Genomic DNA, 20,697 nt, shown 5'->3' with positions numbered 1-20,697 from the left:
TTGATGCAAGTTCAGGTAGCTGTCGCAACAACCTGCCTGGCGAACAATGATTTTTCCGGGTCGATGTCTGGTATTGCTGCAATAAGTGCGGCGGTATAAGCCTCTTTCGGATGGGCAAAAACCTCTGCGCTCAATCCTTCTTCGACAATTTCTCCGTGATACATAACAACGACGCGCTCACAGAGATTGCGAACAACCGCGAGATCGTGAGCGATGAAAAGCAGCGTTAATTCCATTCTGTCTTTCAACTCACGGAAGAGCTCCACAATCTGCGCCTGGATCGTGACATCAAGAGCTGCAATACATTCATCGGCAATGATCATCTTTGGATCAACGGCCAAGGCGCGAGCAATGCCGGCGCGCTGGCATTGTCCACCACTCATGCTACGTGGCTTCCGCGCAGAAAAACTTTGGTCTAATCCTACCAGGTCCAGGAGTTCGTTGATGCGCGCTGGAATTTCGGCCCCATCAATCTTTCCTTGGACCTTCAACACCTCAGTGAGTGTTTCTCCCACAGTCATTCGTGGATTTAGGGAGTTAAACGGATCCTGAAACACCATTGCTGCATCGCGACGCAACAGCCTTAGAGCGTCTTTTCGATCTGCACTGAGCACCTCGCCATCAAAGATGATGCTGCCTCCAGCAATCGGTGACAGACCAAGGATCGCGCGTGCAAGAGTGCTTTTCCCGCTGCCTGACTCCCCGACTATCCCAATTGTTTCGCCGGAACGAACTTCAAGACTAACGCCTTTCAAGGCACTTGTTGTTTGGCTCTTAAGGAACCCGCCAGCCACTGGATATCGAACATGGAGTTCATTGACCTGAAGCAAGGGTTTCTCGCCAGTCCCTTGAACTCCATGTTCGAGTGCCGTCTCTGGCAAGGATGGATGGCTCGCGATCAAGTTCCTTGTATAGGGATGAACAGGGTGCGATAGCACATCCTCTTTCACGCCCTGTTCAACGAGCTTACCATGACGCATCACTGCAATTCGATCACAGGTCTGTGCGACGACACCCAGATCATGTGTGATCAGGATGATGGATAGTCCGCGTTGATCTCGGATCTGCATCAGGAGTTCGAGAATTTGTGCTTGAATGGTGACATCAAGCGCGGTGGTGGGTTCATCCGCAATAAGGATTTCGGGATCACACGAAAGCGCTACGGCGATCATCGCACGTTGACGCATGCCACCGGAAAATTCATGGGGGTAGCTGCCATATTGGCGAGAGGGATCCGTGAAGCCCACCTGTTTCATAATTTCAATTGCAGCTGTTCTTGCAGCTGTCTTATTGAGCCCCTGATGAAAGCGAATTCCCTCCGCGATCTGGTCTCCAACACTCATGACCGGATCAAGATGGCTTGTGGGATTTTGAAAAATCATGCCAATCCGCTTGCCGCGCACGGCAAGCATGTCGGTTTCACTCGCCTTCATCAAATCAGCATCGCCGAGCAAAATAGAGCCAGCAGTTATTTTTAAAATTGAGGACGGAAGAAGCCGCACAATGGATCGGCAAAGCAAACTTTTGCCCGAACCACTTTCTCCAACCAGGCCGAGGATTTCTCCCTTGTAGAGATCCATCGAAACGTGATCGATCAGAAGGCGCATTTCATCTGGAAGGTCGGCTTCAACCCGTAGATTACGAATGGCAAGCACTGGCGGTATCATTCATGCACCCCCATCGCTTCGCCCAAGCCATCGCCAAGCATGCTAAACCCGAAGGCTAAAAAGACAATAGAAAGTCCGGGAAACAAGGTGATCCACCAGGCGGTTGTGATAAAAGGCTGGCCTTCGGCAACCATGACGCCCCATTCCGCCAGTGGGGGCTGAACTCCTAAGCCAAGATAACTAATTGCCGCGCCGTTTAGCAGCACCAAGACTGCATCCGACATGACGAAGACCAGCGAACCCGCTATCGCATTCGGTAGCAGATGGCGAAACATGATGCGGAAGCGGCTAAAACCGAGGCTTTTTGCCGCGAGGGCGTAGTCGGTCGACTTCAGAACCAGAATTTGCGCTCGAACAAGGCGAGCATAGGAAACCCATCCCACCAGCGCCATTGCGATGTAAAAACTCGTTAGTCCAGGCCCAAGAATGGCGATAATCGATAGCATCAAGACCAAAAATGGAAATGCGAGAATGATATCGATGATCCGCATGAAAATCGTATCAACAATGCCACCAAAAAACCCAGCGACGGTTCCCACAACGGTCCCTATGGCAAAAGGGAATATGACACCAAAGATCGCTATCTGCAGATCAATTCGCGCGCCCCAGATGACACGTGAAAGCACATCGCGGCCAAAGTTGTCGGTTCCAAAGGGATGCAGCCAGGAAGGCGATTGCATGCGTACTTCGGCGTTTTGAAAAACCGGATCGTAGGGTGCTATCAACGGTGCAGCAAATGCCATCAACACAAAAAAGGTCAGCACCACAATACCAATTGCCAGCGTGGTGCGGCGGCTTAAATAGCGGCGCCAGTTGATGAAGGCTACAGACATAAGACGGGTGCTCATAGCTTCACTCTCGGGTCAAGCGCGACAGTGGCAATATCTGCAAGAAAGTTGACCAGAACTGTTGCGCAAGCAAACACCATAGCCACCCCTTGCACGACCATGTAGTCGCGTGAAAAAATCGCCCGAACCAGCAATTGCCCCATGCCGGGAAGCGCAAACACACTCTCTACAACAACGGTGCTGCCAATGAGCCACCCAATGTTAACCGCCAGAAGGTTGACCGTTGGTACGACTGAATTGGGCAGGACATGCCGCCAAAATACGATACTCTCTGGCATTCCGCGGGCGCGCGCGGCAGTCGCAATATCCGAATTTAGCGACTGTATCATTGCCGCGCGCAGGCTCCGAGCCAGTACGGTTGAAAGTGAAAGCGCGATGGTGAGGCTTGGTAAAATGAGGTGAGCCAGTTTTTCGCTCAAACGATTACCGTAGCCAGATACAGGCAACAGATCGAGTTTGACGCTGAACAGGATGATCAACATCAAAGCGAGCCAGAACGGAGGAAAGCCGATGCCAAATGTGGAAACGGTGCGAATGACATGATCACTCATTTTTCCAGCGCGACGAGCAGCAATTGCGGCCAGCGGTACAGCAATGACGACCGACAGGATCACGCTGCAGATAACAAGCATCAATGTGGGTTCAATACGTGTTGCGATCAGTTTGAGAACATCAATCTTATAAAGGATTGATTTGCCCATCTCGCCATTTGCGATGTTGCGCAGGAAGTAAAGATATTGAAGCCACATCGGCTCATCGAGACCGTATTGCGCGCGAATATTTGCGATCGCAGTAGGCGTTGCGCGGGTGCCAAGCAGCACGCGCGCGGGATCTCCGGGGATCAGTCGCACCAGGATGAAGGTGATGACGCTGATCCCAAAGAGGACTGGTAAGAGCTGTAGCGGACGGCGCAATACAAACTGAAAGCGATGCATGAGGCGTGCAGTTTCTCCCTGCTATTTGACTGACTGCGAGATGCGATGTTTGTTCAAAAACGCGAGTAAGGCCGGGTAATATGAGGTTGGGTTCTCATAAAACGGCATATGACTGGCATTTGGTATCACATGCAGCTCGGCATTTCGCAGAGCAAGCTTCATACGCAGCGAACAAGCAGGCGTCAGTTCATCATGTTCGCCGACGCTTATCATGACAGGGACATCAATCTTGCCAAGATCAGGGATGCGATTCCAGTCTTTGAGGTTACCGGTATAGAGAAACTCGTTAGGTCCCTGCATAGTTTTATACGGACCCATATTCCAGTCATCGAGTGAACGCCTCACTGGTTGTGGCCAGTCCGACAATCGACATACGTGGCGATAATTCAGGATTGTTATCGCGGCAGCATATTCAGGATGGTCGAGCGTTCCTTGCGCTTCATGCTTTTGCATCATTGCAACGGTTTCTGGGCCGAGAGCATTGCGCAATCTCTCAAGCTCACTCACCAGATGCGGCATGTCAGCAACTGTGTCTTCGAGAATAACGGTTTGGAGGTTCTCAGGGTAAGTCAGCGCATAATCAATCCCAAGCCAACCTCCCCAGGAATGCCCGAGCAAATGGATTTTTCCGAGCGAAAGCGCCTGACGGACAGTTTCCGTTTCTTCGACATAACGCTCGATCGTCCATAAATGGCGATCCGTCGGTCGATCAGATGCACCGGTTCCAAGCTGGTCAAAGGCCACAACTCTATAGCCATGGTCAATCAAACACGAATGCGCGTCTCGCAGGTAATCGCAAGGCAGACCAGGTCCGCCATTGAGACAGAAGACGACATCGTCACCCGTTCCAAAGCTATATGCTACGACCTTATGCGGGCCAACGGCCACCTCATAGCGGTCATCCGGCTTCAACTCACGCCACATTTGTTCCCCGATCACCACAACGACTCGTTTACCGCGTCGAATTGTCAGCATCTTTTTCTTTTGATTTTGGACCGAATTGATGAACTATGCCACCTATAAGAAGTGATAGGATGCCTTGGGAGGTAAGTTTCGGAGATTACGATGCGCGACGAGATTGAGACGTTCAGGCAGAGCTTTACCGCCCATCAGACACTCGACGGTCGGATTGATGAGATATTTGCGGCCATGAAGCCACTTGGCTTTGAGGCACTTATTTACGATTACACCCCTTCCGCCTTCGATATGAACGGCAATATGATGGGGCCATCATTGATGAAATTACGCAATATCAGCGATGATATGCAGGAATTCTGGGCTGAAAAAGGCTATTTTCGGATAGATCCTGTGCAGCGTCTTGCTTGCCGCGCATCCGCACCGTTCTTTTGGAATTACGATGAGAAAGCTGAAACGCTGCTGCAAAAGTTTATGACGGAGGATACTGCACCCGTCGCAAACTACCTCCACGAGCGAGATATATCGGCGGGTGTTACTGTTCCCATCCACATGCCATTCGGCGATTACGCGACGGTGACCGGGGTGTTCTCTGGTTCACGGACTGATTTCAAGCAACGTGCCCTTCGCTATGTAGCAGATTTCAATTTAATGGCGCAGATCTTTCATCAAGCAGCCTATGAACTCTTTGATGAGCAAATTCGCGGCACCGGAAAGGTACATTTGACCGAGAGAGAGCGCGAATGTCTGCGTCATGCTGCGGAAGGTTTATCGGCAAAGGAAATTTCGCGGATCATTGCTCGGTCTGTGCCAACGGTCGTGATGCATCTTAATGCAGCTGCGAAAAAACTCGGTGCAAAAAATCGAACCCAGGCCGTGGTGCGGGCGACGCGCGGCCGACTTCTTGATGCCTGATTCAAGTCAGAACCTATAAGTTGTGATAGCTGCCAGGGGCAGTAAAGCCGCGCTATGGTCCTCAAAAATCGTACAAACGGAGGATCACTTGGCTGCTATCAGGCAAACGGAAGGCTTCATCCCATTTCGCGAATATAAAACGTGGTATCGTATCACCGGTTCTCTTGATCAAGGCAAACTCCCGCTCGTCGTTGCACATGGCGGTCCCGGTTGTACGCATGATTATGTGGATGCGTTCAAGGATATAGCTCCACTCGATGGCCGTGCGGTCATCCATTATGATCAGCTTGGTAACGGAAATTCGACCCGGCTTAGAGATAAAGGGGCTGATTTCTGGACTGTAGAGCTCTTTCTAGAGGAACTCGACAATTTATTGCAGTTCCTCGGCATTAATCAACATTATGCCTTTCTCGGCCAATCATGGGGCGGGATGCTTGGTGCGGAACACGCGGTTCGGCAACCATCGGGCCTTAAAGCGCTGATCATCGCTAACTCTCCCGCAAATATGCGAACATGGGTCTCGGAAGCAAACCGACTGCGAAGCGAACTTCCCACAGAGGTCCAACAAACACTTCTCAAGCATGAGAGGTTGGGCACGTTGACAGATCCAGAGTATCTGGCGGCTTCTCGCGTCTTTTACGACAGGCATGTTTGCCGTCTAAACCCATGGCCTCCAGAAGTTGCGAGAACATTCGCAATCATGGACGAAGATAATACCGTCTACCGAAACATGAATGGGCCAACGGAGTTTCATGTCATCGGTACGATGAAAGACTGGACGATTGAAGATCGTCTGAGCAACATATCTGTGCCCACCCTTGTGATTTCAGGATATTATGACGAGGCGACTCCGCTTGTGGTAAAGCCTTACGTGGAAAATATTAAGCAAAACCAATGGGTGATGTTTGAGCAATCCAGTCATATGCCGCATGTCGAAGAACGCGCATTATGCATGAAGGCCGTTTCCGAATTTTTGAATAGAATGGAATGAACAGACCGGACACGGCATTCTGCAATCATCTTTCGATAGCCGACATTCATTAAATTCCGCGGGAGTTCGAACTTGCCTCCGTTACGCAGGTGCTGCAGTTGATTGCCAGTGCCTGCGGACGATCTTGCGACAAGCGAAAGTACGGGATTTTTTTCACTGTTTGCGAGACGGAGATCAAAAAATTGCCCGATCCGTTGCATATTTTGAAGTGGTCGGGGCGCCAGGAAGCAACGCTCGCTCAAGAACTTCATTGTAGCCTTCTGTATCACGATGCATTCGGTATACAGTAAGACACAGAACGAGCTTGCTGCGACAATCGCCAGACACACAAAAGCGTCGTTATCTCCTGATTAACTCAGGAGAATGACAAATGACTCAATCGTTTCATCCAAACAGACGCTTTGTTTTAGGTGCCGCGGCTTTTGCTGCCGCCGCAGCGCAACTTGGCACTGTGTCCTCTGCACACGCCCAAAACCAATCTGTTTCTCCTCAAAGCGGCGTAACAAAGCCAAGTGGAGGTTTTCCGGAAATACGTCATATCAAGGCCGGCGTCCTTGAAATTGGCTATGCGGATGTTGGTCCTGCTGATGGTCCCGCAGTTTTGCTGCTTCATGGCTGGCCTTATGACATCTATAGCTATGCAGACGTTGCCGAACTGCTCAAAGGACAGGGATACAGGGTCATCGTTCCGTTTCTCAGAGGCTATGGTTCCACACGCTTTATTTCGGCCAAAACGTCAAGAAATGGTCAGCAAAGTGCACTCGCGCTTGATATGATCGCACTCTTGGATGCCCTGAAGATTGAAAAAGTCATTTTAGGGGGCTTTGACTGGGGCGCACGCACCATTAATATCATGGCGGCACTTTGGCCCGAGCGCTGCAAATCTATGGTTTCGGTTAGTGGTTATCTCATTGGCAGTCAGGCAGCCAACGCCAAACCCTTACCACCTAAAGCCGAACTCCTATGGTGGTACCAGTTTTACTTCGCCACTGAACGAGGCAAGCTCGGTTATGCGGCAAATGCGCGTGATTTCAATAAGCTGATCTGGGAGCAAGCGTCACCGCAATGGAAGTTCGACGATACGACCTTCGATTTAACGGCGAAAGCGTTTGAAAATCCCGATCATGTGGCAATCACTATCGATAATTATCGCTGGCGATTGGGGCTTACACGGGGCGAAAGAAAATACGACACCTATGAAGAAAAGCTTGCAAAATCGCCCAAAATCACCGTTCCAACAATCACCATGGAAGGCGATGCCAACGGCGCCCCGCATCCTGATCCGGCAGTATATGCCAAGATGTTTATAGCAAAGTATGAACACCGAAACGTGGGCAGCGGTATTGGGCACAATCTTCCCCAGGAAGCGCCTCAAGCATTTGCGCAGGCCATCCTTGACGTTGACAAGTTTTAATCAAACGTATTTTTCACAAACATTTTCGAACTGATACTTCGACCAAAAATAAACTCCGGCTGCAGCTGCAGCCGGAGTTTTTGCTGTAAAGGGTAACCGATCGCGTAAAGGCAAACACAAGGTCTTGTCGGCTATCGAGAGGCGGTGGCCACATTCTCAATAAGGTTAGAGACGACATCAGGGTGAGAGACCATGACCACGTGCGAACCGCCTTTGATCACGACGGTCTTTTTTGAATGTGCCCGCTCGGCCATCCAAGCTTGTGCAGCCGGCGGTATGTTTTTGTCCTGGTCACCATAGACGAACCATGATGGTATGGCTTTCCAGGCGGGTTTTCCCGCTGGTTCTGAAAGCGCCTCATCTTTGATAGGGCGTTGCGCGGCTGCCATCAACCGTGCCTGTTTCTCCGGCACGTCGGCTGCAAACTGATCGTGGAATTTTTCCTGATCGATATAAAGATCCTTGCCCCCATCCATCAGTTCGACCGGGGGAGCCAAGGTGGGTCCCAAACTACTGCCGGGAAATTTGCCGCTCAACGCGATTGCGCTTTCACCAGCCTCTGGCGCAAAGGCTGCGACGTAAACCAGGCCCTTTACGTTAGTGTGACCGTTGGCGGCATTGGAAATGACGCTGCCACCGTAAGAATGCCCGACCAGAATGACCGGCTCCTTGATTGAGCCAACGATAGAGGAGACGTAGTCGGCGTCAGTCTTCAGCCCTCGAAGCGGGTTGGCTGCGCTCACAACCTTGAAACCGTCGTTTTCGAGATTTTTGACAACTCCGTCCCAGCTACTGGATTCTGCAAATGCTCCATGGACAAGTACAATTGTCGGATTCTGCTCGGCGAAGGCCGCCCCGGTGATTGATGTCATGAGAGCGCCGATCAGGAAGATTTTGTTTAGCAAGTTCATTACTCCTATTGCTGAGTTGACCTGCAAAAACTGGAGCAATGCTGTATCCCAGATATGTCGATAATGCTTCTCTGTGTATCTGAAATCGTACATATCAGTGCGGCAATAGCAGTAAACGAGACCATCGGGAAATGGTTTCACCCATCGCCCGACGGTTCTAAAATCGCGCTGATTGAAATGCAGGACTGCACAAGCCTATCCAAAGGGGCCTATCCAACAGGTCCTATCCAAAAGTAAATGCATAAACCGCTGCCCCTTTATCCAGAAAGCGGATCTCAAACTCGTGTTCTTTCACATCGGCGCTCTGGCGGATGAGTTGATAAAGTTTTGTGTTTTCAACCGTTCCATTGCCTTGCGCGTCAATATCTGAACCATGATCTGTGCCGGGGGCTTTGCCATCGATCGTGATCTTGTATCTTACTGGCTTCGAGGTCTCGCTCAGCCCCATCACGAGATGAAGATCGCGCGCACGAAAGCGAATTGCCAGACTGCCATCGGACCGGTCCGGTGTTGCCTTTTCGGCGCCAACTGTCCAAGTGCCCGATAAGCCCCATTCGTTTAACCCAAGCGTGGTTAGAGAATACGATGCGGCTGCGTCTTCGACGATTTTTTCTGATGCGGTGAAACCCGTTGCGCGCTCATATCCAAGATAGGTTTCCAGGGAGCGGACATTGCCTAGATCGGGGCTTGCTTCCGCGCCTTTCGCATCCGGATTTACTGCAGGCTCTGCCGCAGCCTGGATTCCGGCTTCATGGAGAAGGTCCTGAATTGCTTGCTCGGTTTTGCGATAGTTGCCTTCACCAAAATGATGATAGCGGATTTTGCCATTGCTATCGATTAGGTAATGAGCGGGCCAGTAATTGTTGCTATAGGCGCGCCAGATTTTGTAGTCGTTATCAATGGCGACCGGATAGCCAATCTTAAAGCTCTCTACAGCCTTGCTGACGTTGTCGATTTTCTTTTCAAATGCAAATTCAGGGGTATGCACTCCGATAACAACGAGGCCCTTATCCTTGTATTTCTCCGCCCAGGCGCGGACATATGGCACGGTCCGGATACAGTTGATGCAAGAATATGTCCAGAAATCAACCAAAACTACCTTTCCGCGGAGCTGCTCCATGGTTAAGGGCGCAGAATTCAGCCATTCAACGGCACCATCGAGTGGAGGCGCTAAACCTTCGACCGGAAGGTTGCTGCGATAAAGCTGAGGCTCATCATGGCTCGTGCTTGAAACCTGAGTGCCATCGAGGACTGGGGCTGGGTTTTTTGCGCTGCTGAAACGATCAAGGACGGATTGTTCGAGGGATGCCGTATTTGCGTAGGAAATGCGTGCAAGAAACCCAGTATCCAGTCCAAATGCTATCGCCAAGGCGCCTGAGATGACACCAATGCCAATCGCTTTGCGAATACCTTCGCTTACACCAAGATATTGCTTCATCGATGTGAACAGCTTCCCGCTGACGCTAAGTGCAACACCAAGTGAAGTTGCCGCACCCACTCCAAATGCGAGCAGTAAAAACAATGTCTGGAAACTCGCGCCATTGAGTGCTGCACCGGTGAGGATGAGACCAAGGATAGGTCCGGCGCATGGCGCCCAAAGCAGTCCTGTCGCTATCCCAAGAATGAAGGAGTTGGCGGCGGTGGGACCAGCTTTGTTGGATAATGAACGGTTTGTCAGGCTGTTGCCCCAACTCACGATAGATTGGGTACCGAACTGCGCAAAACGGGGGAACACCAGTCCCAGTCCGAACAGCGCCAGCAGAAATATAGCTGCGTATCTGCCATAACTATTGGCATTGATCACCCAGCTCCCACCGACGGTAGTTAGACTTGCCAAAAGTGCAAATGTGGAGGCCATGCCAAGAAGCATCGGAAGCGCACTGCGTAAAAAAGGTTGCTCCGCACGGACGAAGACGAAGGGGAGAATTGGAAGAATGCAGGGGCTGAAGATCGTCAGAACGCCGCCAAGATAGGCGATTATCAGAAGCGTCATCATCGTTTCCTTTAAAACCGGATTGCAAGGCTCTGGGCGGCGATGTGGCTCGACCAGCAACAGCATCTGTTATGATGTGCCTGGGTATCCGGTATGTTTCTGACCTGTGGCCCAATTGTATTTAAATGTAACAACCAGTCGTGGCGTATATTTTGTGCTCAGACCGGAAAATTCGGGTTGATACAATTTGATACATTACCCGTACTTTGTGAAATACACGGGACACGACGACGCAATAAAAACTTCTTCGAAGAGAGTAACAGATGCCCGGTTAAGGCATTAATGACCGAACGGAGAGCTATGATGGCTGAAATCGAGAGAATACTTTATACAGGGCGCACACACACCACAGGTGGCCGCAATGGTTCGGCGCTGAGTGATGATGCAGCGCTCAATATTCGTCTTTCACCGCCTGGAAGCGGCAAGCCCGGCACCAATCCGGAGCAGCTTTTCGCAGCTGGTTGGTCTGCTTGTTTCATTGGCGCGATGACGAAAGCAGCCGCCAAACGCCAATTGCGATTACCTGCTGACGTGGCAGTGGATACGGAGGTCGATCTGGGAATGGCAGGGGACGCTTATCTGCTGCAGGCACGATTGCGTATTACGCTTGAAGGTTTGGAAAGAAGTGTCGCACAGGCCATTATCGATGATGCACATCAAACCTGCCCTTAGCCAAAAGCGACCCGTGGCAATATTTCTGTGACACTGACACTCGTATGATGGCTGACAGGCATTCACGGCACGGCTGCATGAAAATATTTGCAGATGTGGTGCGATTCAATGAAACATACGCCTGTTCCAGGTTCGAAGTACGACGCCCGGATTGAAAATATCCGGGCGTTCGCTTCAAAAAGCTTTTGTGTACTGCAAGCTTTCGCAGCAATAAAGACCATCTGAACTCAACAAGATTGAAAGGCCCGTTATGGAACACATCGATCATATACTGGTTGTCGATGATGATCGGGAGATCCGCGAGCTAGTTTCAAGCTATTTGAAGAAGAACGGCTTCCGCACCACGGTTGCGGCTGATGGCCGCCAGATGCGCAGTATTCTTGAAGCCAACTCTGTCGATCTGGTTGTTTTGGATATCATGATGCCCGGTGATGACGGGCTCGTGCTTTGCCGCGAACTGCGGGCTGGCAAACACAGGGCAGTTCCGGTCATTTTGCTGACTGCGCGCGATGACGAGATGGATCGCATTATCGGGCTTGAAATGGGGGCGGATGATTATATCTCCAAGCCCTTTGCAGCCCGCGAGCTTCTGGCCCGGATAAAATCCGTTCTGCGCCGAACCCGCATGTTGCCACCGAACCTTCAGATCAGCGAAGCTGGGACCTTGCTTAAATTTGGAAACTGGCGACTGGATACTGTTGGACGGCATCTGCTCGATAATGAAGGAACAGAGGTTGCTCTAAGTGGTGCAGAATATCGACTTTTACGCGTTTTCATTGATCATCCGCAGCGGGTTTTGAACCGCGATCAGCTCCTCAATTTGACACAAGGGCGCGATGCAGAACTCTTTGACCGATCCATAGATCTTCTGGTCAGCCGTTTGCGACAGAGATTAAGAGACGATGCCCGAGAGCCGCTTTACATCAAGACCGTACGTGCAGAGGGCTATGTTTTTTCCGTACCTGTTGAGATATCGGAGCCGCGCGTATAATGATCCAAGGCAGCCACATTTCTCAGTTTCGCTTTTGGCCCCGTACGTTACGTGCGCGGCTTTTCCTCATTTTGTTTGCAGGTCTTCTGATTGCTTATGGATTGTCTTTTAGTATTCTTGTGGCCGAGCGATATATGTCGGCTAAAGCAATTATGCTCGGCACATTAGAGAGCGATCTGGCAACATCGATCGCGGTTATTGATCGCCTGCCTTCGCAGGAGCGGCCCGAGTGGCTTAACCGGCTTAGCCGTGGCAATTACCGTCTCCTTTTAGGCGCGGGTGATCCTGGAGTTGAAGACACAAGCGGACGGGGGGCTGAAATTGCTGAACGTATTGAGGATGCTGCGGGGCATAAATATCCCTTGCGCGTTGAAGCTATCCCGGGGGAGGGGCGGCGGTTGCAGGCACATCTGACATTGTCTGATGGCGAGCCTTTAACGATTGATGTAACGCCCCGCGGGGTAATGCCAATCGCATCCTGGCTGCCTTATGTATTTATATTACAAATGATTTTGCTGATTTTGTGCGTCTGGTTTGCCGTAAGGTTGGCCGTGCGACCTCTCGGTGATTTTGCAGCTGCGGCCGCGGCCCTTGATCCCAATACCAAGACGCCCCCGGTTCCGGAAACGGGGCCTGTTGAAGTGATTAAGGCAACACGTGCGTTCAATGCAATGCGTGATAGAATTGCACATTATCTGGAGGAACGGGTTCAGATACTGGCTGCGATTTCTCATGATCTGCAAACGCCAATCACCCGGATGCGTCTGCGGGCGGATATGGCAGAAGATACCGAAGACAAGCGCAAACTTATCAAAGATCTTCGTGAAATCGAACAGCTTGTTCAGGACGGGATTGCTTATGCGCGCAGTACACATGGCCGTGGTGAAAAGCCGTCCCGTATCGACCTGTCATCATTCATCGACAGCGTAGCTTATGACTATCAGGATACCGGAAAACAGGTCACAGTCTTAAGCAATGTTTCAGGAACGGCACTGACCAAGCCGCACGCTTTGCGAAGGATTCTGACCAATTTCATCGATAACGCGCTGAAATTCTCTGGGGCAGCAGAGATAGTGGTCGAAAGGATGGAGAACCAGGAGCTCGTCATCACTGTTTCCGATAGAGGGCCAGGGATCCCAGACGATAAACTAGCGGCCGCGATGCAACCTTTTTATCGCCTTGAGCACTCGCGTAATCGAGAAACCGGCGGGACCGGGCTGGGGCTGGCGATTGCACAGCAGCTCAGTGTCGCGATTGGCGCAAAAGTGCGGCTTTACAACCGTGAGGGAGGTGGTTTGGCTGCTGAGGTTATTATTCCAAAGGAGTGATGATCCCGCTCAACAGTGTATCCTGACTACTTAGTGATACATTTTGGGTATTTCCTGAAACATGCAGGATACTGCTGGACATTAAATTTTCTCTTGTCAGCGGCTTGGCAGTTATTTTGCGAAGCTGCAAAAAGAGAGGAAGAAAAATGTCTGCTATCGAAAAGGTTCTCTATACCGGAAAAACCCGCACGACGGGTGGTCGTGATGGTGCAGCACTGAGTGATGACGGCGCACTTGATGTACGGCTTTCACCTCCCGGCAGCGGTAAGACCGGAACCAACCCCGAGCAACTGTTTGCGGCCGGATGGTCTGCGTGCTTCATTGGTGCAATGACAATTGCTGCAGGCAAGCAACAGCTTCGTCTTCCGTCCGAGGTAGCCGTCAACGCAGAGGTCGACCTTGGAACCAATGACGGCGGGTATTTTCTGCAGGCGCGCTTGCAGATCTATTTGCCGGGAATTGATCCGCAGCTGGCTCGCACAATTGTCGAACAAGCGCATCAGACCTGCCCCTATTCGAAAGCAACGCGGGGCAACATCGCTGTGGAACTGACGATCTTAGAGACTTAATCTGCAAAAAAGGAGCGCTTAAGATGAAGTATATGATTGTTGGACTTATTGGCTTTGCGCTGCTTTCAGTGGCATGTCCGTATGATCTGACATCGACAGAGCCTTCAGCGTTGACTGGGCTGTTCAGTCTACTGACAGGCGCGAGCTGAGGCTTTCAAAGCGTTGCGGCGAAGGCACCGTCCCGGTCGGCAATATCGGGACGGATCATGCCATAATCCTTCAACTGTCATGTTTGGCAGCATATTGCTTTGCAAGCTCGATAAAGGCTCGGAGTTTCGCCGGTACGTGTCTGCGTCCGGGATAGTAGATACACAATCCCTCATAGGGAGGTGTCCATTCATCAAGCACCTGAATGAGTTCGCCAGTCTTGAGATATTTGTCGACTGAAAATTCGGAGAGATAGGCGAGGCCCGCACCCGCGAGAGCGGCTTCGAGCATCAAGCCGCTCTCATCTAGAACGAGTTGACCAGGCACATCTATACGGAACGCTTCGAACTGATTTTCGAACTCCCAATGATAGTAACGCCCACTGACCATTCTGGCGCGAATGCATTGGTGGTTCATCAGATCATGTGGATGAACAGGCTTATCACGCCCTGAAAAATAAGCAGGTGAGGCGACAATTATGGAGCGGATCTTCGGAATGATCGGAATAGCAATCATATCTGGCGAAACGGCTTCTCTGAGGCGAACGCCTGCATCAAAACCTTCGCCAATGACATCGATAAGGCCACCTTCGGTAATCATCTCCACCTCCATCCGCGGATAAAGACGCAGATATTCAAGGATCATTGGGATCAAAAGCATCCGGGCCGCGCCAAGTGCCATATTCAACCGCAGGATGCCTGTGGGTTCGGGCCCTTCCTCCCGAATGTTATCGAGCGCAATGTCGATGTCATTAAGTGCTGGGATGACGGCCTCAACCAATCTTTCGCCAGCAGTCGTTAGTGCGACGCTGCGTGAGGAGCGATTGAAAAGCCTGACACCCAACCTCTCTTCCAGACCTCTAACAGCGTGACTTAATGCGGATGAGGAGACGCCGAGTTCGCGCGCTGCAGACCGAAAACCTTTGTTTCTTGCCACAGCCGCAACGGCTTGCAACTCGGCGAGTGTGGCATTGGTCATCGCGCGATTCTCCTCATCAGTCCGCAAACATTCGTGCATGTTTACTTGTCAATAGCAGAGACTTAACTCTCTTGCAGCAACCTTTAAGGATTTTTATCATGCGAAAGATCGAACAGATTTATATCGACGGAGCCTTTATTACGCCTGAAGGCAATGAATGGTTGGATCTATCAAATCCATCTACCGAGGAAACGATTGGCAGTGTTCGCCTCGGTAATGCCAATGATGCCAAGGCGGCGGTTATGGTTGCAAAGCGAGCGTTTCCTGCGATGGCAGCAACTAGCAAAGCCGAACGCATTGATATGCTCAAGAGCCTTGCAGAAGCGGTACTTGCGAATCCTCAAGAGCTTATTGATGCAATGCGTGAAGAGTACGGAGCGCCCCACTATTTCAGCAGCTTCTCCGCGCAAAATGCAGCCTCAGCTTTCAATGTCATGGCAGAAGCGGTTGCAGATTATGATTTCGATCGTGTGGCCGGCCGGAGCATGGTGAAAATGCTGCCCAGAGGCGTTATAGCTGCAATCACCCCTTGGAACAGCAATTTCGGCTTTATTGCGAGTAAGCTTGCACATGCAATTGGTTCTGGTTCGACTGTCGTCATTAAACCAGCCGAACAAAGCGCGATCCAGACCCAGCTCTTTGTTGAGCGGTTACATTCGGCCGGATTGCCCGCCGGTTTATTCAACATCGTGAACGGGACAGGGGCGGTTGTCGGCGCAGCTTTGACGGGGGATAAAGATGTGGCAACGATCAGTTTTACAGGCTCGACCTCTGCAGCCAAGCTCATTCAAACTGCAGCCGTTGAGGATATGAAGCGCGTCGTTCTTGAGTTGGGAGGCAAAGGTCCAACGCTCATTTTGCCTGATGCGGACTTGGATCATGCATTGCCCATCGCTTTGCTGTCGGGCTTTGCCAATAGCGGCCAGGCATGTGTAGCAGGCACTAGAATTCTAGTACCACGGGCACTTCTTACCCAGATCGAGACCCGGTTGAAGCAGGAAGTTGCCAAATTCAAGGTCGGAGACCCAAGTAATCCTGATGTTCGAATTGGACCAATGGCAAGTCTGGCGCAATGGAACCGAGTGAAATCCTATATCCGTCTTGGTCTGGAAGAAGGCGCTACTTTACTTGCCGGCGGGCTCGAGCGTCCCGATGGTCTTACCAAAGGCTGGTTTGTCCGACCAACGATCTTCACCGATGTCACAAATGACATGCGTATTGCTCGAGAAGAAATTTTCGGGCCGGTTCTTAGCCTTATTCCATACAGGGATGAAGAAGAGGCCGTAGCCATTGCCAATGATAGCGATTACGGCCTGCAAGCCTACGTGTTGGGGCAAGACATGGATAGTGCGCAGCGCGTGGCATCGCAATTGATTGTTGGTCGCGTGGTCATCAACGGCGCTCCTCATGATCCAAGAGCGCCCTTTGGCGGCTTCAAAAAATCCGGGCTTGGGAGGGAGATTGGCGCATTTGGGATCGATGAGTTTGTAGAACCGCGAGCAATTCTGATGCCTTAAAATATGCCAGCTATCGCAGTGCTTATTATCTCAATAACGGAACAGCTTGCGAAAGCGGTTTCGTTGTTGCAACTGACCTCAGTTGCGTGAAACTGATGGGGATGAGACCGGCAAAATCGAGCCGCGGCCATCTAGCTGCGGCTGCTTTACTGCCAGGCACCCACTTACTTAGGTCTTGTTACGACCCGCGGATTTTGCAATATACATAGCTTTATCTGCGCAATTCCAGAGGGCATCGAACTCTGCGATTGTGTTTATATGTCCACTGCAAATACCCATACTCACTGTAAACGGGATCGCTTGCCCATTATGATGAAATGGCTCAGCTAGAAGTTTTTCGCGAAATCTATCGGAAGTTTCTGTACTCCATGCCGAGGTCCGGCCCGGGGCAATTACCATGAATTCCTCTCCACCCACCCGTGCGATCAAGCTGTCTTTGGAGAATGTTGCACTGATTAAATTCGCACAGTGCTTTATCGCGGCGTCACCTGCTGCGTGGCCATAGGAATCGTTTATCAGTTTGAAATAATCGATGTCGATCATGATGATCGTCGCCTTGGACGTTGGGCTCTTTCCTGTGTCAGGGTTTGCAAATGCCTCTATGCTCCGTCGATTAAGGAGTCCTGACAACGGATCACGTAGTGCGATTGCGCGCAGATTGTTCACACTACGCTCGTATGCGATCAATAAAGAAAAGGCTCCCGAGGCGCTGATGTGGATAGCGGCAGCGACCAGGTTGAGCTGCAGAAAAAGATCGGCCGGTAAAAGCGAATCCATAGATGGGTGAAGGATCGAACCTTGCAGGACCCTCAATAACGAGGATACTACCAGCACTGCGTAACTCGCGATCAGCCCCCATTTTGATTTCAGATCTTCTTTTTCACAAGCAATAGACCAGATGATTACAAGGATCTGAACGGCAATCAGCAGATTTATTGTGCCGAAAACTGTGCCAAGCCCCGTCAGTGGCCAGGAAATGTAGGCGAGCACTGCGGCTGACGGGACGATCAGAAGGGCTTTTATGGTCGCTGACTTGCCATAGAATTCGCGAATTGCAATCCAGCGCAGGCTCAAACCTACGAAAATCAGAAAATTCGGTAGAAAAAGGTCTGCTGAGCTTCCGCGTATTTTTTGTGAAAAGACAAGGAAAGATATCGCAAATACAATGTTCGAGATCACCATATACGCCCAATAAAGGCGATCATTGCGTCCGGTTCCGGCAAAGGCAAAAGCGGTAGCGAAAACCAGAAGCAACAGAGCGTTGAGGGCGAACATGGTCTGCTGATCTAGATTGAGTAATGCAGACATATTCAAACTCTCAGGGCAGTGGAAAATCTAGGTTCTTCAATTTGTTGATATTCGGCGCTCCATCTTAACACTTCGCGCGGGATCTATTGACGTTGATGGTGGATCAAAGCTCCTCGAGTGCATCGCCAAGTGTTTCAATCTCACGCAATCTCTTGCGACCCGCAACCCCTGCTTTTTCAATCGCCCTTGTTGTGAGTACATGACAAAGTGCCATGACCGACACATGATTGAAAAGCGGACCTGGTGCAAGAGTCTGGCAGTGAAAGTGCCAATCTGCGGAAGCACGAAATGGAGCACCTTCATCAGTTATATAAAGGAGCTTAGCGCCCCGCTTCTCAATTGCCGACAGTATGTCGTCCAACTTCGAAATGCGTCTGCGCAACGCGAACACTATAACGAGATCCTCTGGCGCAATCGCCACAAGATACTCGGCAAGGGTCTGTCCAGGACCAGGGATGGCCACTATGTTATCGACCACTTGCGTCATTTGCCACTGGAGATAAGAGGCAAAAGGTTGACTGCTGCGAAAGCCCATGACCCAAATTCGGCGCGCGGTGAGCAATGTTTGGGTCACAGCGTCAATCTGGGCATCGCGAATAGAAACAAATGTCTGTTCAAGATTAGCAATTCCCTGGCCGACATGTGCTGCAAGCGATTGTCCTTCAGCCAGGTCAGTGACGCTCGACAAGAACAGACGTGACCCCGTTTGCTTCTCCTCGCGGGCATGACGACGGGATTCTTCGTAAGTTTCATAGCCAAGCCGACGTATGAAACGCGTGACGGTCGCGTTTGAAACATGTGCAAGCGAGGCGAGTTCGGACGCCGAGTAACTCGCAAGTTCACCAGGAAAGTCACATACAAATTCGCCCAGCCGCTTTTCGGCCGGAGGCAGTTCTTCCAGCGCATCTCGTACACGGGAAAGGAATGATCTTGGCGCCGCATTCATGAGTCAGATTGAAATCCAATTTTCAACTGAAGCAAGTTATTAGCAGAATTTCAAGCCTCATGCATCCTTTTTAATCGCACGAGAAATCCACTATCTATCTGTTTATCATGCATAAAAAATAACTATCAAAATCAATTTTCTTGTGCTTCAATATGAAAAAATAATTTCATACGGCTGAACAAGGGAGTTAGACCGTTATGGCAGGGGAACAAATGATACAAACTGGCGGCTCTTCGCCAGCAAATAAGCAAATGGAACAAGCGCTGGGAAGCATAGGAGTGACGGGCGCGCACAAACAGATATTGCTTTTGGTTCTTATCGGATGCCTGTTCGACAGCTTCGAACAAAACACTATTGGCTTGGTAGGGCCAATTTTGCGCGAGCAATGGGGCCTGACGGGTACCGATATTGGATTCTTGAATACGATAACCTTTGCGAGTGCTGCTGCAGGTCGTCTTCTCTCCGGAATTCTCGGAGATCGTTATGGCCGACGCGTCATGCTTAGCATAAATTTGCTCCTGTTCACCTTAGGCTCGGCATTATGCGCTCTGTCGCCGAGCTTTGGTTGGATGTGTGTGGCCCGGGCAATTGTGGGCTTTGGTGTGGGCGGTGAGATATCGACAGCTGTAACAATGCTCGCTGAATTTTGCTCACCAAAGTTTCGTGGGACAGCAGCAGGCCTTGTGAATGTGGGGGCGGGTGGTTTCGGCAATTTTCTGGCACCGGCATTTGGCTTGCTCGTGTTTACGTTGTTTCCTGGCGAGAACAACTGGCGCTGGTTATTTGCTGTATTAGCAATCCCTGCGTTTCTGGTGGTATTCTTCCGCCGATATGTTCCTGAGACCCCTCGTTTTCTGGCCTCTCAAGGGAAAACTGAAGAAGCAAACAAAGTACTCTCAATCTTGGCTTCAGGAACCTTGCGGCCTAAGAATCTCAAGATGAAAGAGTACCTCTCAAAGCCAGAGGCCAGTGAAGTTGCACCGACAAAAGGAAACTGGAAAGAGCTTTTCCATCAGCCATTTATCGGAAGAACTATTCCTGTGGCGATCGCAATCTTGATGAGTTACGGCGCGCAGCTTTCTGTGCTCACTCTGATGCCCATGATCTTCATATCGATGGGGCACACTCTTTCGGGCAGTCTGCTCTACAGCATGATTATTCAAAGTGGTAGTGTTTTAGGCGCAATTGCAGCTTCAGCCTTTGGCTATTACTTCCCACGTAAGAAAGTACTCACGCTGGGATCAGTTTGTGCATGTGCTGCCGCCTTGGCCATTATCTATCTAGGAACCAGCTTGTATTTGGTTCTGTTCTTTGGAGCGGTGTTCCAGTTTTTTGTGTTGCTCCTAAACACATCAATCTGGATCTACGCACCAGAACTTTATCCAACACGTATACGCGGCTTCGGCGTGGCACTTATCCTCGCGAGTGGTTCTGCTGCGGGTTCATTTGTGCCAACAATTGCGGGCGCGTTGTTTGATAACTTCGGCATGATTGGAGTTTTCAGTCTCGCAGCTTCAATGTATGCGGTATTTGCTTTCTGTATCCAATTGGGACCGGAAACCTATCGTCGTTCCATGGAAGATCTGACCCAGCCGGCTGATCTAGATACAACAGAAGTAACAACATTAAAAACTGCAAAAGAACAGGTTTGA

General features: G+C 50.7%; 18 protein-coding genes. 9 read left to right on the top strand and 9 right to left on the bottom strand.

Annotated features, from left to right (window positions below):
• Positions 1-11 precede the first annotated feature (11 nt).
• The 4 genes from KMS41_26925 to KMS41_26910 are packed head-to-tail and all read right to left on the bottom strand — an operon-like array spanning position 12 to position 4,374.
• Positions 12-1,667, bottom strand: a complete 1,656-nt coding sequence (locus KMS41_26925) for an ABC transporter ATP-binding protein (GenBank protein QWK81434.1) — start codon at positions 1,665-1,667, stop codon at positions 12-14.
• Positions 1,664-2,515 (bottom strand): ABC transporter permease, encoded by an 852-nt coding sequence (locus tag KMS41_26920; GenBank protein ID QWK81433.1) that lies wholly within the window; start codon positions 2,513-2,515, stop codon positions 1,664-1,666. The genes KMS41_26925 and KMS41_26920 overlap by 4 nt, the downstream gene beginning before the upstream one ends.
• On the bottom strand, positions 2,512-3,450 hold the full coding sequence (locus KMS41_26915; protein QWK81432.1) for an ABC transporter permease: 939 nt from the start codon (positions 3,448-3,450) through the stop codon (positions 2,512-2,514). The genes KMS41_26920 and KMS41_26915 overlap by 4 nt, the downstream gene beginning before the upstream one ends.
• A gap of 21 nt (positions 3,451-3,471) precedes the next feature.
• A complete protein-coding gene (locus KMS41_26910) occupies positions 3,472-4,374 on the bottom strand; it encodes a proline iminopeptidase-family hydrolase (protein QWK81892.1) in 903 nt (300 codons plus the stop codon).
• Between the two features lie 141 nt (positions 4,375-4,515).
• Between KMS41_26910 and KMS41_26905 the strand changes: the two genes are divergently transcribed.
• From KMS41_26905 to KMS41_26895, 3 genes are all read left to right on the top strand, one after another.
• A complete protein-coding gene (locus KMS41_26905; GenBank protein ID QWK81431.1) occupies positions 4,516-5,280 on the top strand; it encodes a LuxR family transcriptional regulator in 765 nt (254 codons plus the stop codon).
• A gap of 88 nt (positions 5,281-5,368) precedes the next feature.
• Positions 5,369-6,271: a proline iminopeptidase-family hydrolase gene (locus tag KMS41_26900; protein QWK81430.1), complete on the top strand. Its 903-nt coding sequence runs from the start codon at positions 5,369-5,371 to the stop codon at positions 6,269-6,271.
• Positions 6,272-6,641: 370 nt separating this feature from the next.
• Complete coding sequence (locus KMS41_26895) at positions 6,642-7,685, top strand: alpha/beta hydrolase (protein ID QWK81429.1); 1,044 nt, start codon at positions 6,642-6,644, stop codon at positions 7,683-7,685.
• A gap of 131 nt (positions 7,686-7,816) precedes the next feature.
• On the opposite strand, the gene KMS41_26890 is transcribed toward KMS41_26895, so the two are convergent.
• Positions 7,817-8,596, bottom strand: a complete 780-nt coding sequence (locus tag KMS41_26890; GenBank protein QWK81891.1) for an alpha/beta hydrolase — start codon at positions 8,594-8,596, stop codon at positions 7,817-7,819.
• A gap of 223 nt (positions 8,597-8,819) precedes the next feature.
• Positions 8,820-10,589, bottom strand: a complete 1,770-nt coding sequence (locus KMS41_26885) for a cytochrome c biogenesis protein DipZ (GenBank protein ID QWK81890.1) — start codon at positions 10,587-10,589, stop codon at positions 8,820-8,822.
• 303 nt (positions 10,590-10,892) lie between these two features.
• Here KMS41_26885 and KMS41_26880 point away from each other — a divergent pair, with 303 nt between their 5' ends.
• The 4 genes from KMS41_26880 to KMS41_26865 all read left to right on the top strand — a co-directional run bounded on the left by KMS41_26880 (position 10,893) and on the right by KMS41_26865 (position 14,149).
• Positions 10,893-11,261: an Ohr family peroxiredoxin gene (locus tag KMS41_26880; protein QWK81889.1), complete on the top strand. Its 369-nt coding sequence runs from the start codon at positions 10,893-10,895 to the stop codon at positions 11,259-11,261.
• A gap of 250 nt (positions 11,262-11,511) precedes the next feature.
• Positions 11,512-12,252 (top strand): response regulator, encoded by a 741-nt coding sequence (locus tag KMS41_26875; GenBank protein QWK81428.1) that lies wholly within the window; start codon positions 11,512-11,514, stop codon positions 12,250-12,252.
• A complete protein-coding gene (locus tag KMS41_26870) occupies positions 12,252-13,580 on the top strand; it encodes a HAMP domain-containing protein (protein QWK81427.1) in 1,329 nt (442 codons plus the stop codon). The genes KMS41_26875 and KMS41_26870 overlap by 1 nt, the downstream gene beginning before the upstream one ends.
• 146 nt (positions 13,581-13,726) lie before the next feature.
• Positions 13,727-14,149: an organic hydroperoxide resistance protein gene (locus tag KMS41_26865; protein ID QWK81426.1), complete on the top strand. Its 423-nt coding sequence runs from the start codon at positions 13,727-13,729 to the stop codon at positions 14,147-14,149.
• A 219-nt stretch (positions 14,150-14,368) separates the two neighbouring features.
• On the opposite strand, the gene KMS41_26860 is transcribed toward KMS41_26865, so the two are convergent.
• Entirely contained in the window at positions 14,369-15,274 is a 906-nt protein-coding gene (locus tag KMS41_26860) for a LysR family transcriptional regulator (protein QWK81425.1), read from the bottom strand.
• 98 nt (positions 15,275-15,372) lie between these two features.
• On the opposite strand from KMS41_26860, the gene KMS41_26855 reads away from it, so the two are divergent.
• The gene (locus KMS41_26855; protein QWK81424.1) at positions 15,373-16,791 is read left to right on the top strand and encodes an aldehyde dehydrogenase family protein; all 1,419 of its coding nucleotides are present in this window, start codon (positions 15,373-15,375) and stop codon (positions 16,789-16,791) included.
• Between the two features lie 168 nt (positions 16,792-16,959).
• Here KMS41_26855 and KMS41_26850 read toward each other — a convergent pair whose 3' ends face one another.
• Together KMS41_26850 and KMS41_26845 are read right to left on the bottom strand one after the other, a co-directional pair.
• Positions 16,960-18,099, bottom strand: a complete 1,140-nt coding sequence (locus KMS41_26850; protein QWK81423.1) for a GGDEF domain-containing protein — start codon at positions 18,097-18,099, stop codon at positions 16,960-16,962.
• Positions 18,100-18,202: 103 nt separating this feature from the next.
• Positions 18,203-19,045, bottom strand: a complete 843-nt coding sequence (locus KMS41_26845; protein QWK81422.1) for a MurR/RpiR family transcriptional regulator — start codon at positions 19,043-19,045, stop codon at positions 18,203-18,205.
• A 197-nt stretch (positions 19,046-19,242) separates the two neighbouring features.
• Between KMS41_26845 and KMS41_26840 the strand changes: the two genes are divergently transcribed.
• A complete protein-coding gene (locus KMS41_26840) occupies positions 19,243-20,697 on the top strand; it encodes an MFS transporter (protein QWK81421.1) in 1,455 nt (484 codons plus the stop codon).

Source organism: Ochrobactrum sp. BTU1 (assembly GCA_018798825.1).
GTDB lineage: Bacteria > Pseudomonadota > Alphaproteobacteria > Rhizobiales > Rhizobiaceae > Brucella.
This window is presented reverse-complemented; position numbering and strand designations above follow the sequence as displayed.

Coding starts and splice junctions, on each gene's coding strand:
- KMS41_26850 (QWK81423.1), bottom strand. CDS start 18,099: ATGTCTGCATTACTCAATCTAGATCAGCAGACCATGTTCGCCCTCAAC.
- KMS41_26860 (QWK81425.1), bottom strand. CDS start 15,274: ATGACCAATGCCACACTCGCCGAGTTGCAAGCCGTTGCGGCTGTGGCA.
- KMS41_26920 (QWK81433.1), bottom strand. CDS start 2,515: ATGAGCACCCGTCTTATGTCTGTAGCCTTCATCAACTGGCGCCGCTAT.
- KMS41_26855 (QWK81424.1), top strand. CDS start 15,373: ATGCGAAAGATCGAACAGATTTATATCGACGGAGCCTTTATTACGCCT.
- KMS41_26845 (QWK81422.1), bottom strand. CDS start 19,045: ATGAATGCGGCGCCAAGATCATTCCTTTCCCGTGTACGAGATGCGCTG.
- KMS41_26915 (QWK81432.1), bottom strand. CDS start 3,450: ATGCATCGCTTTCAGTTTGTATTGCGCCGTCCGCTACAGCTCTTACCA.
- KMS41_26910 (QWK81892.1), bottom strand. CDS start 4,374: ATGTGGCGTGAGTTGAAGCCGGATGACCGCTATGAGGTGGCCGTTGGC.
- KMS41_26885 (QWK81890.1), bottom strand. CDS start 10,589: ATGACGCTTCTGATAATCGCCTATCTTGGCGGCGTTCTGACGATCTTC.
- KMS41_26925 (QWK81434.1), bottom strand. CDS start 1,667: ATGATACCGCCAGTGCTTGCCATTCGTAATCTACGGGTTGAAGCCGAC.
- KMS41_26865 (QWK81426.1), top strand. CDS start 13,727: ATGTCTGCTATCGAAAAGGTTCTCTATACCGGAAAAACCCGCACGACG.
- KMS41_26870 (QWK81427.1), top strand. CDS start 12,252: ATGATCCAAGGCAGCCACATTTCTCAGTTTCGCTTTTGGCCCCGTACG.
- KMS41_26890 (QWK81891.1), bottom strand. CDS start 8,596: ATGAACTTGCTAAACAAAATCTTCCTGATCGGCGCTCTCATGACATCA.
- KMS41_26840 (QWK81421.1), top strand. CDS start 19,243: ATGGCAGGGGAACAAATGATACAAACTGGCGGCTCTTCGCCAGCAAAT.
- KMS41_26905 (QWK81431.1), top strand. CDS start 4,516: ATGCGCGACGAGATTGAGACGTTCAGGCAGAGCTTTACCGCCCATCAG.
- KMS41_26895 (QWK81429.1), top strand. CDS start 6,642: ATGACTCAATCGTTTCATCCAAACAGACGCTTTGTTTTAGGTGCCGCG.
- KMS41_26875 (QWK81428.1), top strand. CDS start 11,512: ATGGAACACATCGATCATATACTGGTTGTCGATGATGATCGGGAGATC.
- KMS41_26880 (QWK81889.1), top strand. CDS start 10,893: ATGGCTGAAATCGAGAGAATACTTTATACAGGGCGCACACACACCACA.